General features: G+C 55.1%; 11 protein-coding genes and 2 pseudogenes. 5 read left to right on the top strand and 8 right to left on the bottom strand.

What is annotated here, in order from left to right; translation table 11 throughout:
- The 7 genes and pseudogenes from ACZ6J2_RS16780 to ACZ6J2_RS16750 form a co-directional block, all read right to left on the bottom strand.
- A partial coding sequence (locus tag ACZ6J2_RS16780) for a POTRA domain-containing protein (protein ID WP_471726247.1) occupies positions 1-238 on the bottom strand: 238 nt, incomplete at its 3' end.
- Between the two features lie 343 nt (positions 239-581).
- On the bottom strand, positions 582-812 hold the full coding sequence (locus tag ACZ6J2_RS16775; RefSeq protein ID WP_471726246.1) for a DUF2933 domain-containing protein: 231 nt from the start codon (positions 810-812) through the stop codon (positions 582-584).
- Positions 813-935: 123 nt separating this feature from the next.
- A pseudogene (locus tag ACZ6J2_RS16770) lies at positions 936-1,374 on the bottom strand (DUF411 domain-containing protein).
- Positions 1,375-1,463: 89 nt separating this feature from the next.
- Positions 1,464-4,607 carry a Cu(+)/Ag(+) efflux RND transporter permease subunit SilA gene (gene silA / locus ACZ6J2_RS16765; protein WP_471726253.1) on the bottom strand — a complete coding sequence of 1,048 codons (3,144 nt, stop codon included), beginning with the start codon at positions 4,605-4,607 and terminating at the stop codon, positions 1,464-1,466.
- A 10-nt stretch (positions 4,608-4,617) separates the two neighbouring features.
- Positions 4,618-5,868: an efflux RND transporter periplasmic adaptor subunit gene (locus tag ACZ6J2_RS16760; RefSeq protein WP_471726245.1), complete on the bottom strand. Its 1,251-nt coding sequence runs from the start codon at positions 5,866-5,868 to the stop codon at positions 4,618-4,620.
- A gap of 11 nt (positions 5,869-5,879) precedes the next feature.
- On the bottom strand, positions 5,880-6,221 hold the full coding sequence (gene cusF, locus ACZ6J2_RS16755) for a cation efflux system protein CusF (RefSeq protein ID WP_471726244.1): 342 nt from the start codon (positions 6,219-6,221) through the stop codon (positions 5,880-5,882).
- A 28-nt stretch (positions 6,222-6,249) separates the two neighbouring features.
- Positions 6,250-7,635 carry an efflux transporter outer membrane subunit gene (locus ACZ6J2_RS16750; protein ID WP_471726243.1) on the bottom strand — a complete coding sequence of 462 codons (1,386 nt, stop codon included), beginning with the start codon at positions 7,633-7,635 and terminating at the stop codon, positions 6,250-6,252.
- Between the two features lie 162 nt (positions 7,636-7,797).
- On the opposite strand from ACZ6J2_RS16750, the gene ACZ6J2_RS16745 reads away from it, so the two are divergent.
- Both ACZ6J2_RS16745 and ACZ6J2_RS16740 read left to right on the top strand, forming a co-directional pair.
- The gene (locus tag ACZ6J2_RS16745; protein WP_337036514.1) at positions 7,798-8,481 is read left to right on the top strand and encodes a copper/silver response regulator transcription factor; all 684 of its coding nucleotides are present in this window, start codon (positions 7,798-7,800) and stop codon (positions 8,479-8,481) included.
- Positions 8,471-9,925, top strand: a complete 1,455-nt coding sequence (locus tag ACZ6J2_RS16740; RefSeq protein WP_471726242.1) for a Cu(+)/Ag(+) sensor histidine kinase — start codon at positions 8,471-8,473, stop codon at positions 9,923-9,925. Before ACZ6J2_RS16745 ends, ACZ6J2_RS16740 begins: the two co-directional genes overlap by 11 nt.
- Before the next feature lie 3 nt (positions 9,926-9,928).
- On the opposite strand, the gene ACZ6J2_RS16735 is transcribed toward ACZ6J2_RS16740, so the two are convergent.
- Positions 9,929-10,834 (bottom strand): LysR family transcriptional regulator, encoded by a 906-nt coding sequence (locus ACZ6J2_RS16735; protein WP_471726241.1) that lies wholly within the window; start codon positions 10,832-10,834, stop codon positions 9,929-9,931.
- Between the two features lie 117 nt (positions 10,835-10,951).
- On the opposite strand from ACZ6J2_RS16735, the gene ACZ6J2_RS16730 reads away from it, so the two are divergent.
- The 3 genes and pseudogenes from ACZ6J2_RS16730 to ACZ6J2_RS16720 form a co-directional block, all read left to right on the top strand.
- The gene (locus ACZ6J2_RS16730; RefSeq protein WP_471726240.1) at positions 10,952-12,376 is read left to right on the top strand and encodes an MFS transporter; all 1,425 of its coding nucleotides are present in this window, start codon (positions 10,952-10,954) and stop codon (positions 12,374-12,376) included.
- 69 nt (positions 12,377-12,445) lie between these two features.
- A complete protein-coding gene (locus ACZ6J2_RS16725; protein ID WP_471726239.1) occupies positions 12,446-13,063 on the top strand; it encodes a CatB-related O-acetyltransferase in 618 nt (205 codons plus the stop codon).
- Between the two features lie 199 nt (positions 13,064-13,262).
- Positions 13,263-13,340: pseudogene (locus ACZ6J2_RS16720) on the top strand (accessory colonization factor AcfC); the annotation flags it as partial.
- Positions 13,341-13,437: the final 97 nt, after the last annotated feature.

Here is a 13,437-nt window from a genome sequence, read left to right as displayed (position 1 = left end):
GAAGCTCCGTTATTTTCGCCATATCCAGACACCGGCCCTGCCACGGCGCAACGAGAGCCTGCCGGGTTTTCGGGGAAATGAGGGTCGCGCCGGAAAGGGTAATGGTATCAATGGTGAAGCAGGGCCCGGCGCCGGTTACAGGCAGAGGTCTGGCAGGCGCCGGGCGAGGAATACTCCGCTCCAGCTCTTCACGCTGTTGCTGGTTCTTTAATAACAGTTCCTCCTGCTGCTGACGCACTGTGTCCCGGTCAGCAGGAGTAAGGGGGGCTGCATGGCTCAGAGTGCAAAAAAATAACGAGCAAAAAAGGGCGGCTTTGCTGTAATAGCGCATATAAAAGGATAATATTTTTTTGGTTTTCTTCAGTATGCCAGCTCTGGCGCAATAGGGAATAGTCTCAAAAAGGGCACTACTACAATTGGTAGTAATATTTGCGTTAAGTTTAAAAAAAATAAAAAATCGTGATAAAGAAGACCGTAATTCCTGAAGGTTTTATTATTCGATCATCGTTTCTTGTTTCACAAAATATTAACTAACCTTCCCAGCAGTGAGATATAAACGTCAGCGAGTGGTGCTAATTAAATTAACGGGACCGCGACGCGGCCCCATCTTCTTGATTAATTTTTTTATCGTTCCCACCATCGTGATGTGGGTGATCCCCATGCCCTCCATGTCCGTGGAAAAGATGCATTAGCGGGCAGACCAGCAGCAACAGATATGGCCAGTAACCTGCCACATGTGACCAGTGTTCGCGCAGGAGAGCAAATGCCGTAATCGCGACGACTGCAATAAGAGCATAAGTTGTACTTTTCATACTGGACTCCTTCTGTTCGTAACAGGCCCTTCACTCTGGGGTATTTCCCGAACCTGACACTTTTCAGATGCAACGCATTTACAATGCCTGCTCCCGGCGTCCCGTTATCAGCCGTTCCGCTAACTATTCGATTCGCTGGAAGACTTTTTTACTTTCATCTGGGGAGAAAGCGATAACATCGTAAACCTCTTTTCGATCCCCCGTTTCCATTCCTGGACTTCCGGCTGGCATTGCGGGGGCGGCGAGACCGTATATACCCGAACCAGAGTGCATTGCCTTATGTATCGTTGTCGCAGGCACATGGCCTTCAATGATCAAATTACCTGCAACCGCGGTATGACAGCTTCTTAGTCCTGCAGGAACAGCATGCTTTTGCTTCAGGGCTGACAGCGCCGATCGTTCATGACGTGAGTTCGCACTTCAAACCCGTCTTTTCCATCGCCTTGCCCCACTGGGAACAACAGCCACAGTTTTGTGATTTGTACATATCAATCACTTTTTCACTCGCTGTCGCGGGCAGTGAAAGGCCAAGAGCCAGGGCCATTAGAACCGTTTTTTTCATGCTCACCTCTGTATATTATCGATGTAAACCCTGACGTCAGGGTGAAGCAGTAAAGAAGGACACCCACAGAGGGTGCCCTTTCAGGGTTATCACACGCTTTTTTTATGTCTGCGCAGCCAGATTAATTTGTAGGCGGCAGGAATAATGAACAGGGACAGCAGCGGAGCCGTGATCATCCCACCAATCATGGGGGCCGCGATACGGCTCATGACTTCTGAACCTGCACCGGTTCCCCAGAGTATTGGCAGCAGACCCGCAATGATCACCGCCACGGTCATGGCCTTCGGCCGGACACGCAGTACGGCACCGTGATAGAGGGCTTCATCAAGACCTTCCGGTGTGAATGTCTCTTTACGGGACAATTCCGGGTGCGCTTCAATGGCATGACGCAAATACATCAGCATGACCACACCAAACTCTGCCGCCACCCCGGCCAGGGCGATAAAGCCGGTGCCGGTTGCCACAGACATATGGAAGCCCTGCCAGTAGAGGAACCATATTCCCCCGACCAGGGCGAACGGCAGGCTCATCAGGATCAGCAGCGCTTCATCCACGCGGCGGAACGCCAGATACAGCAGAATGAAGATGATCATCACCGTCATCGGCACCATCAGCTTCAGTTTCTTGTTGGCGTGTTCGAGCAGCTCAAACTGCCCGGAGAATGACACGCTGGTACCCGGCCTCAGCTTTACGTTCTGACTGATGGCCGTCTTAATGTCGTTCACCACCGACAGCATATCCCTGCCGCGAGCATCGATATAAATCCAGCTCGCAGGCCGGGCATTCTCCGTTTTCAGCATCGAGGGGCCGGAAACCACGTTGATATCCGCCACATCGCCCAGCGTGATCTGCTGTTTCATCGGCGTCAGGATCGGCATCTGCTTCAACGCGTTCGGGCTGTTCCGGTAGTCCTGCGGATAGCGGATATTAATCGGGTACCGGGCGACGCCTTCCACCGTTTCACCCACCGTCGCCCCGCCGATGGCCGAGGAGACGAACAGCTGCACATCGCCCACCGTCATCCCGTAGCGGGAGGCTTTTTCCCGGTTGATATCAACGTCAATGTAGCGCCCGCCCTCCAGACGTTCAGCCAGGGCAGACACCACGCCCGGCACGGTTTTCGCTACCGCCTCGATGCTTTGCGCCGTGGCGTCAATATCCGACAGAACGGTCCCTGACACCTTGATGCCTATGGGGCTTTTGATCCCGGTCGAAAGCATATCGATGCGGTTACGAATGGGCGGAACCCAGAGGTTCGCCAGGCCGGGCAATCGAACGGTCTTGTCGAGCTCGTCAACGATCTTGTCAATCGTCATTCCGGGCCGCCACTGATCCTCAGGTTTGAGCTGAATGGTGGTTTCCACCATCTCGAGCGGCGCGGAATCCGTTGCGGTCTCAGCCTTACCCGTTTTACCAAAAACGGAGGCCACTTCTGGCACGGTTTTGATTAACTTGTCCGTTGTCTGCAACAGTGCGGCCGCTTCTGCCGGAGAAACGCCCGGCAACGTTGACGGCATATACAGCAGATCGCCTTCGTTGATCTTCGGCAGGAACTCGCCGCCCACCTGACTCAGGGGCCAGATCACCGTGAAGATGGACAAAGCCGCAACCAGCAGGGTTGTTTTTGGCCAGCGGAGCACCTTAATCAGTAGCGGATGGTAGGCTTTAATCAGCAGCCTGTTCAGTGGGTTACTGGTCTCAGCGGGAATCTTACCCCGGATCCAGAACCCCATCAGGATGGGGATAACGATGATAGCCAGCGCGGCCGCGCCCGCCATGGAATAGGTTTTCGTGAAGGCCAGCGGACCAAACAGCCGCCCTTCCTGACCCTCAAGGGTAAAGATAGGAATGAAGGATAAGGTGATGATCAGCAGGCTGATAAACAGCGCGGGGCCAACCTCGACAGAGGCGTTGGTGATCACCTTCCAGCGCGTGGCATTATCAATCTGCTCTCCCGGATGCTGGAGATCCCACTCTTCCAGCCGTTTGTGCGCGTTTTCAATCATGACGATGGCGGCATCCACCATCGCGCCGACGGCAATGGCAATGCCTCCCAGCGACATAATGTTGGCGTTCAGCCCCTGGAAATGCATGACGATAAAGGCAATACACAGGCCAAGCGGCAGAGAGATAATCGCGACCAGCGCAGAGCGGACGTGCCACAGGAACAGGGCGCAGACGATGGCCACCACGATAAACTCTTCGAGCAGCCTGGAACTCAGGTTGTCGATTGCCCGATCGATGAGCTGGCTGCGATCGTAGGTGGTCACAATCTCAACGCCTTCCGGCAGGCTGGCCTTCAGCGTCTCCAGCTTATCTTTCACCGCCGTGATGACTTCGCGCGCATTTTTTCCCGAACGCAGGATCACCACGCCACCCGCAACTTCCCCCTGCCCGTTCAGCTCGGCAATACCGCGGCGCATTTCCGGCCCCGTTTGTACGCGGGCGACATCGCGAAGGTAAATCGGTACCCCGTTCTCTCCAGCTTTCAGGACAATGTTATTGAAATCATCCATCGTCTGCAGATAGCCGCTGGCCCGGACCATATACTCCGCTTCCGCCATTTCAACTGACGATCCCCCCGCCTCCTGGTTAGACGACTCAAGTGCCTGCTTAACCTCCGGCAGGCTAATGCCGTACTGAGCCAGCTTTAACGGATTGACCTGGATCTGATACTGCTTCACCACGCCGCCGACGGAGGCCACTTCGGCCACGTTCGGGATAGTTTTCAATTCAAATTTCAGGAACCAGTCCTGCAATGAGCGCAACTCGGCGAGATCGTGTTTTCCGCTGCGATCCACCAGCGCATACTCAAATATCCAGCCCACGCCGGTGGCATCAGGACCGATTTCAGAGCTCACGCCGGCAGGCAGCTTGCCCTGAACCTGGTTCAGATACTCCAGCACGCGCGAACGGGCCCAGTACAAATCGGTGCCGTCTTCAAAAATGACGTACACGTACGAATCGCCAAACTGCGAAAAACCGCGCACGGTCTTTGCGCCGGGAACCGACAGCATGGTGGTAGTCAGTGGATAGGTGACCTGGTTTTCAACAATCTGCGGGGCCTGGCCGGGATAGCTGGTTTTGATAATCACCTGAACGTCAGAGAGATCGGGCAAGGCATCGACTGGCGTGTTAATAATCGTCCAGGTGCCCCAGACGCTGAGGAACAGCGCCCCCATCATGACCAGGAAACGGTTGGCGACCGACCGCCGGATAATCCATTCAATCATCATCGTCTCCTTAATGGCCAGAATGCGCGTCGTCAGCGGCTTCAGTGTGACGCATGCGCTCCAGCGCGCCGGTAATATTGGCCTCCGAGTCAATCAGGAACAGACCGCTGACCACTACCGACTCCCCCTCTTCCAGTCCACTACCAATGCCGGACTGCTGCTGAGATTCATGCAGAACGTGGATCCTTTTAGGTACAAAATTCCCGTCCGCATCAACCGTAATCACGCGCTGTTCTTTGCCGGTATCAATAACGGCCTGGGAGGGGATCAGCAGCATTTCCTGACTTTGGGTATTCAGCTTCAGGTACGCGTTCATGCCCGGTTTCAGCAGCTCGTCCTTGTTAGAGACCTGCAGGCGCACCTGCAGCGTACGGGTGGTTGGATCCACGCTCGGCAGAAGACTCCATTTTTCAACCGGGAAGGATTTATCCGGATAAGCCGGTATCGAAACAGCAAACTGCGAGGTCTCTTTCAGCAGATAAGCAATAGACTCAGGCACTGCCGCGCCGATCCAGACCGGATCCATCCCCTGAATTTGCGCTACTACCTTATCTTTGGAAATATTCATGCCGGTACGCAGATCAAAGGCCGTGATCGCTCCGTCGATCGGCGCCCTGATGGTAAACCGGGTCTGGATAGTGCGGGTCGCACGCAGCCTCTGAATATCCTCATCCGGCATACCCGCCAGCCGAAGCCGTTCCAGAACCCCTTTGATTTGCGTCGGCGTTCCGCCGGTGCCGGATAACAGCAGAAACTCGCTCTGCGCCTCTACCCAGTCAGGAATGGTTATATCAACGAGCGGCGTGCCTTTCTTCACCTTATCGCCCGTCGTCAGCGGGTACACTTTTTCCACAAAGCCTTCCGCGCGCGCCTGCACAATGACAAACTGATAGTCGTTATAGCTGACGTTAGCCGGGATCGTCTGGGCATAGTTCAGCGTTCCGCGCGTCACCTTTTGCGTTTTTAATCCCAGGTTCTGAACCTGCGTCGGGTCAATACGGATACCGGCACTGCTTTTATTGTCGTTTTCATCCGCATATTTCGGTACCAGATCCATATCCATAAACGGCGATTTGCCGGGCTTATCGAATTTAACGTCTGGCTTCATCGGGTCATACCAGAAAAGCACCTTTCTTTCTGGTGCGCTATTTTCCGTTTTTACTGATGAATGAAAAACCTGCCATGCCGTCACCGATATCAGCCCTCCCGCAATTAGGCTGCTGACTATCATGGCAGCATATTTTATTTTTAATGAGGCCATGCCGTTTCTCGCTATTTAATGCTCTTCAGTAAAGAGATATTGCCCTGCTGAATAAACGAAAAATCCACGTGACTGCCGACTTTTAAGGCATTGATACTTTCGTCAGCCTGAATAAAGGTGAAACGCATGGTCATCGCGGGCCAGCCAATCGCCGGGATGGCTTCATGAGAAATCGTGACTTTTTTATTCGTGAGATCAATGTCCTTCACGATACCGGTCCCGGTGATGAGCTGCTCTGAGGTCCCTTCGCTCGCAGCACTCATCCCCTCGTGCTGATGAACTTCAGCCTGGAGGCCGGCAGAAAACACAATGGAGATCGCACCGAATACAACAGCCTTAAGTGAATTGCGCATGTTTATTGTCCTGTTTAATTAAATAACGTTATTCGACCCAACCGCCGCCGAGCGCGGTGAAGAGATTAATTTCATTAACCTGCCGGGCATAAATAAGGTCGAGAATATTTTGCTGCGTGGAGAAAAGAGAACGTTCCGCGTCGAGCACCTCGATATAGCTGACCACACCGCTGGAATATAATCCTCTGGCCCGCTGCAGGGTAATTTGCAACGAATCAAGATAGCGCTGCTGCGCTTCAACTTGCTGATTAATGCTGTCCCGCAGCGCGAGCGCGTCGGCAACCTGTTTGAAGGCGGACTGAATTTTTTGTTCGTAATTCACAACCGACTGCTGCTGGCGAATTTCGGCCAGCTTCAGGTTGGCCTTATTCCTGCCCGCATTAAAAATGGGAATGTCGATTTTAGGAATAAAATTCCACATCCCGCTCCCTGACGTGAACAGGCTGGACAACTCCGTGCTGCCGGTTGAAAGCCCGCTGGTCAGCGAAATGGACGGGAAAAAAGCAGCACGTGCCGCGCCGATATTGGCATCGGCCGCTTTAAGCTGATACTCCGCCTCCATAATATCCGGACGCTGCAGCAGTATCGCTGAGGAAAGATGGGGTGGCAGTTTTACCGGCGCAACGTCGATGGCGTTCATACCGCTATCGCCCGGCAGTGCGCGATACGTGCCGAGGACCAGCTGCAGGGCATTGTTGGCCTGCGCCAGCTCCCCCTCTCTTTTGGCAATATCTGCCCGCGTACTTTCGATCTGTCCCCGGGCCTGTTCCAGCGCCAGGACGTTCGTGCTGCCCGTCACCAGCTGCTGCTCAACGAACGCATAAGACTGCCGGTAATTTTTCAGCGTTTCCCGCGCGACACGCAGCTGTTTATACGCCAGCTGCTGGTTGAAATAGCTCTGGGAAACGTTAGAGACGAGCAGGATATGCACCGCGCGACGGGCCTCTTCGCTGGCGAAATAGTTTTGTCGGTCGGCATCGCTCATGTTCTTCAGCTTGCCGAAGAAATCGAGCTCATAGATAAGCGCAAGGTCCGCGTCGTACTGCTGCGCGGTGGGTTTGTCACTTTTCAGCCCACCGCTGTACGTGATGCCCGAGGAGGCATTCAGCTGAGGGTAGCGATCCGCATCCGTCACGTTGAACTGCGCCCGGGCCTCTTCGACCTTCAGGGCGGCCATTTTCAGATCGCGATTGTTCTTCAGGGCCTCCGTAATCAGCCCGGCAACCTGAGGGTCGACGAAAAAGTTGCGCCAGCCGGTATCCTGATACCCTGCCGCCGCGGGCGTCAGGCCGTTACGGGAGAGCGAAAACTGCCGGGGGACAGGTGCCTCCGGCCGCTGGTACTCCGGGGCCAGCGAGACGCAGCCTGCCAGAATAAATACCGTAGTGATGCTTAGTCGTTTTAACAGGAACATAACGGTTCAAATAAAGTCCAGAGTAGTTTTAGGGCTACTCTACGCAACGCATCCTGTTTGACGGGTGACAGGATAATGACAATGTTGTCATTTTTAGCGTAAGTCATTGTTAACGGCGGTACGCTCACTAGAATGTCATCAGCAGCCAGTCAGGGGAGCACGATGAAAATACTGATCGTCGAAGATGAAATGAAAACCGGTGAGTACCTGAGTAAGGGGCTGACTGAAGCGGGGTTTGTTGTGGACCACGCGGATAACGGCCTGAACGGCTACCATCTCGCCATGACCGCTGAATACGATCTGCTGATTCTGGATATCATGCTGCCCGATGTGAACGGCTGGGACATTGTCCGCATGCTCCGCTCTGCCGGCAAAGGGATGCCCATCCTGTTACTCACGGCTCTCGGCACGATTGAACACCGGGTTAAAGGGCTTGAGCTGGGCGCGGATGACTATCTGATTAAGCCATTCGCTTTTGCCGAGCTGCTCGCCCGGGTGAGGACGCTGTTGAGACGCGGAAATACGGTGATCGCGGAAAGCCAGCTTCAGGTGGCAGACCTGACGGTTGACCTCGTGTCGAGAAAGGTAAGCCGGGCCGGAATCCGCATCTCGTTAACCAGCAAAGAGTTCAGCCTGCTGGAGTTTTTCCTGCGTCATCAGGGAGAGGTGCTACCCCGCTCCCTGATTGCCTCCCAGGTGTGGGACATGAATTTTGACAGCGACACAAACGCGATTGACGTGGCGGTAAAGCGGCTTCGGGCGAAAATCGATAACGATTTTGAACCGAAGCTGATCCAGACGGTGCGCGGCGTAGGCTATATGCTGGAGGTGCCGGATGCGCGTTAAGCTTCCCGGGCGCCCTTTTTCGCTTGCCCTGCGGCTGACCTTTTTTATCAGTCTCTCCACGATACTGGCCTTTTTCGCCTTTACCTGGTTTATGCTCCATTCCGTTGAAAAGCACTTCGCCGAGCAGGATGTCAGCGACCTGCAGCAAATCAGCACCGCGATGCACCGCATACTGCAGTCTCCGGTCGATCCTGACCAAAAGAAAATCAGCAAGATCAAAGAGTCTATCGCCAGCTATCGCAACGTAGCCGTCCTGCTCCTGGATCCGCAGGGCAATATCCTGTTCAGCTCGGCGCAAGGGGCGGCACTGCGTCCTGCGATGAACGCGGCGGACTTTAGCGAACACCGCCGCGCGCAGGATGTGTTTCTCTGGACGGTTGAAGACCCTACCGAAAACATGCACGCCGGGTCCGACATGAAAATGGAAACGTACCGGATTATCGCCTCTTCAGGCACGGCGACGCTGCAGGGCAAAACGCAGGGCTACGTCATGCTTATCGGGCTCTCCATTAATTTTCATCTGCACTACCTTGAGGCGCTGAAAAAGAATCTCCTGGCGATTGCCGCGGCGATCAGCCTGCTGATTATTCTTGTCATTCGCATCGCGGTTCGTCAGGGACATTTGCCCCTGCGTAACGTCAGCAACGCCATTAAAAATATCACGTCAGAAAACCTGGATGCGCGGCTGGAGCCGTCCCGCGTGCCCGTTGAGCTGGAACAGCTGGTCATCTCCTTCAACCATATGATCGAGAAGATTGAAGATGTCTTTACCCGCCAGGCGAATTTTTCTGCCGATATCGCGCATGAAATCAGAACCCCCATCACCAACCTGGTGACGCAAACGGAAATCGCGCTGAGCCAGAACCGCTCGCAGAAAGAGCTGGAAGATGTTCTGTACTCCAGCCTTGAAGAGTACAACCGGATGACACGCATGGTCAGCGACATGCTTTTCCTGGCGCAGGCGGATAATAACCAGCTCATCCCTGACCGGGTGATGTTTGATTTAAGTGCCGAGGTCATGAAAGTCTTCGATTTCTTCGAAGCCTGGGCGGAAGAACGCAACGTTACGCTGAAATTTAACGGGACGCCCTGCCTGATAGAAGGCGATCCGCAGATGTTCAGAAGAGCGGTGAATAATCTGCTCTCCAATGCCCTGCGCTACACGCCAGCCGGGAAAGGGGTGACGGTCTCCATCAGAGAACAGGATAACGACGTTGAACTGATGATAGAAAATCCCGGTACGCCGATCCCGCAAGAGCATCTGCCAAAGCTGTTTGACCGTTTCTATCGCGTCGATCCGTCAAGGCAGCGCAAAGGCGAAGGCAGCGGGATCGGGCTTGCCATCGTGAAGTCCATCGTCTCCGCGCACCACGGAAAAGTCCGCGTGGAATCGGATGCGGTATCGACGCGCTTCATCCTCTCCGTGCCGGGAAAAATGGCCTGAGCGTCAGCGCACGGCCCGACACACTTCCAGCACCTTTTCCCTGAGCCATCTATGCCCCGGGTCCCTTTCCATGCGCGGATGCCACATCTGTGAAACCGTAATGGTCCGGGTTTTAAACGGCAGTTCAAAGACGTGTACATGCTCGTTCATCGGCTGATTGAGCAGGTACAGCGCCGGCACCATGGCAATCAGATCGGACGCCAGCGCCACGGATAATGCCGTCGGAAAGCCGGGCACCACGCTGGCGATCTTGCGTTTCATCCCCCGTTCCGCCAGCGCGTCATCGACAGATCCATGTAAGGATCCGTTCGGAGAGGCCACCACATGGCCCCACGCGACATAATCGTCAAGGCTGACTTCAGGCTGAAATGACAGCGGATGTCCCTTGCGAACCGCACCAACAAACCGATCCTGAAAGAGCCGTTGCAGCCGTATTTCCGGCCCCATATTGTTCTGCACGCCGATCTCCAGGTCGACCAGCCCCTCACGCAAATAGCGCGAGGTTTTTTCCGGTTTCGGCGAGAAGCGGATGCACACCTCGGGCGCAACGCTCGCCACCGCCGCAATAAGCAGTGGCCCAAAAGCCACCACAAAGCCGTCGTTGGCTCTGATGGTGAACAGCCGCTCGAGACTTTCCACCTTCAGCGCGTCGGTGGAGGGCTGTAGCACTGCCCTCGCCTCATGCACGGCGCTTCTGGCGCGGTCCCGCGTGGCTTCGGCCCATGGCGTCAGCACCATATGGCGACCGGCCCGCACAAGAATAGGATCGCCGGTCACCTCCCGCAGCCTGCTCAGGGTGCGGCTCATGGCGGAGGTGCTGAGGTTCAAACGTCGCGCCGCGCCCGCCACGCTGGCTTCGGCCAGCAGAACGTCAAGCGCAACCAGAAGGTTAAAGTCAGGATCGGCCACGGTGGCTCCTAAGATAAGGCGTTATATGCAACGATTAAGTGCAGCTGATGCGTCTTCCGCCCTGTATACCGCATGATTATAGTTTCGTCATCACTATTCTTATGCGGAGTAACGACGATGACGCTATTTTCAAACCAGCCTGGCGATGAAGGCTTACCCGGTCATGAACGCGCCCGGGTCATGGCCGCCGTCATGACCAGCACGCTGATGGGCGTCTTTGACGGCACCATGATCAACATCGCGCTGCCCTCCATGGCAAGGGCGATGCAGGTTCCTGCGAACGTTGCGGTCTGGTTCGCCAACGGTTACCTGCTGTCAGCGGCAATGACGCTAGCCATCTTCGCCGCGCTGGCGGCGCGCGTGGGCTATCGTCCGGTGTTTCTGGCCGGGCTTGCCACCTTTACGCTCACCTCGCTCGGCTGCGCGCTGGCAGCAACGCCGGAAATGTTAACCGGCATGCGTATTCTGCAGGGCATCGGCGGCGCGGCCACCCTGAGTATCGCCCCGGCGATCCTGCGATCCGTTTTTCCGGGTCGACTGCTTGGCCGCATTCTGGGGCTGCACGCCCTGCTTATCGCCTCCAGCACGGCGATTGCCCCCGTGCTGGGAGGAACCATACTGGACGCGCTGAGCTGGCAGTGGCTGTTCGCCATTAACATTGTTCCGGGCAGCATCGCCCTGCTGCTGGCGTGGCGGGCCTTGCCGCGGGAAACGGCCGTTGACCGCTCGCCCTTTGACGCGCCGGGCGCCGTGCTCTCCGCCGCGCTGTTAGGTTCAGCGATTATGCTGGCCGACAGCCTTCAGAGCGTGACGCAAGACATCAACCAGGCGGCCACAGGCTGGGGGCTACTCGCGCTGGTCAGCGCCCTCGCCTTTATCTGGCGGATTCGGCGCGCGCGAAGTCCTATCCTGCCGCCCGTCATGTTCAAAAACGGACGCTTCACCCTAGCCGCCCTGACCTCGCTGGCCTCGTTTGTCAGCCAGGGCATCACCTTTGTTGCGCTGCCGTTCCTGTTTCAGAGCGTGTATGGCTACAGCCCGGTGGTCTCCGCGCTGCTGTTCACCCCGTGGCCGATCGGCATCGTGCTGATCGCGCCGCACGCGGGACGCTGGGCAGATACGATTTCCGCGCCGCTGATCTCGACAATCGGGCTGATGATTTTTGTCGGTGGGCTGGTCCTGCTGGCGACGTTGCCGGACAGCCCTTCCGCATGGAATATCTGCCTGCGCAGTCTGGTTTGCGGAATTGGGTTTGGCTGCTTCCAGAGCCCCAATAACCGGGAGATGCTCTCTAACGTGGCGCGGGAATATGCCAGCTACGCCTCCGGCGTGTTGTCTATTGTGAGGACATTCGGCCAGTGTCTCGGTGCCGCCGCGGTGGGCGTGCTGCTGGCCGCAACTGCCGGGGCAGATCATCAAACGCTTGACGACCGGGCCGTGCATCTGGCGCTGTGGATAGCCGTGATAGCCTCAACGGGATCGGTGTTGTTTAGCGTGAGCAGGCTGCGTAAAACGCGCGAGTTGTCGGGTAAACCTGTGTAAACTTTATTGATAAAAACAAGGTTAATATATTATGACGTCTCGCAATATTATTAATAAAGGATTTAAAGCATGACCGAGAAACACTGGTCAAAAATGGAATATCTCCATCAGACGGTAACCAATCCAAATATTCATATCAAAGGTACGCACAGTTATTACAGCGACTGCTGGGACAACGGATTTGAACGTTCCGTGGTGCGCTATTTGCTCGGCGACGATGTCAGCCGGGACTGGGAACCTCTCGGCCGGCTGGATAAATTATTTATCGGTAACTTCGTCTGCATTGGCGCAGAGAGCGTTATTCTGATGGGCGGGAACAGCACTCATCGCATGGACTGGATCAGCCTTTATCCCTTTATGGAGTCGATAAAGGAAGCCTACCTGTCACGCGGCGATACAACGCTGGGGGATGGCTGCTGGCTCGGCATGCGGGCGATGATTATGCCCGGCGTTACCATTGGCGAAGGCGCGGTGGTAGCGGCGGGTGCGATCGTGACCAAAGATGTGCCGCCCTACGCGGTGGTGGGCGGAAATCCGGCCACCATTATTAAATACCGTTTTTCAGAAGACGATATTGCCCGACTGCTCGCGTTAAAAATATACGATCTTCCTGAAGAAAAACTGCTCGCGATACAGCCAATATTATCCTCAGGAAATATCACCGAGCTGGAAACGCTTTTACGATAACAGTCTGCCGTCGCATATATTTCCGTACGACGGCATCTTTTCTGTAGTCTACGTTCTACGCGCCGTGTTGACTTGTCTTATTTTTTATAAGGTGTGAACCGATTTAATAAATTCAGGCCGAATAATATCGCTGGCTGGCTGACGATAATCAATCAGGCTGCGGCGAAAGAAGATGAAACCAAATGGTATCAGTCAGGGAAAAACAGGTGTACAGGTAAACGTTCATTATGGTCCCCAGGCCAAATGGAACGAAGATACGAGAAAAGAAGCAGATATTTTCAGACCAATCACGCGACAGGTGCGGGTGTAGAACAATGAGTGGTTTAAGTTGTACTTGCTAAAGCGGGACAATGTAACTGACTGATAAATAATAA

The organism is Enterobacter sp. E14S (assembly GCF_055666685.1).
Note: the sequence above shows the minus strand (reverse complement) of the source record. Positions and strands in the feature narration are given on the sequence as shown.

Coding starts and splice junctions, on each gene's coding strand:
- ACZ6J2_RS16775 (WP_471726246.1), bottom strand. CDS start 812: ATGAAAAGTACAACTTATGCTCTTATTGCAGTCGTCGCGATTACGGCA.
- silA (WP_471726253.1), bottom strand. CDS start 4,607: ATGATTGAATGGATTATCCGGCGGTCGGTCGCCAACCGTTTCCTGGTC.
- ACZ6J2_RS16760 (WP_471726245.1), bottom strand. CDS start 5,868: ATGGCCTCATTAAAAATAAAATATGCTGCCATGATAGTCAGCAGCCTA.
- cusF (WP_471726244.1), bottom strand. CDS start 6,221: ATGCGCAATTCACTTAAGGCTGTTGTATTCGGTGCGATCTCCATTGTG.
- ACZ6J2_RS16750 (WP_471726243.1), bottom strand. CDS start 7,635: ATGTTCCTGTTAAAACGACTAAGCATCACTACGGTATTTATTCTGGCA.
- ACZ6J2_RS16745 (WP_337036514.1), top strand. CDS start 7,798: ATGAAAATACTGATCGTCGAAGATGAAATGAAAACCGGTGAGTACCTG.
- ACZ6J2_RS16740 (WP_471726242.1), top strand. CDS start 8,471: ATGCGCGTTAAGCTTCCCGGGCGCCCTTTTTCGCTTGCCCTGCGGCTG.
- ACZ6J2_RS16730 (WP_471726240.1), top strand. CDS start 10,952: ATGACGCTATTTTCAAACCAGCCTGGCGATGAAGGCTTACCCGGTCAT.
- ACZ6J2_RS16725 (WP_471726239.1), top strand. CDS start 12,446: ATGACCGAGAAACACTGGTCAAAAATGGAATATCTCCATCAGACGGTA.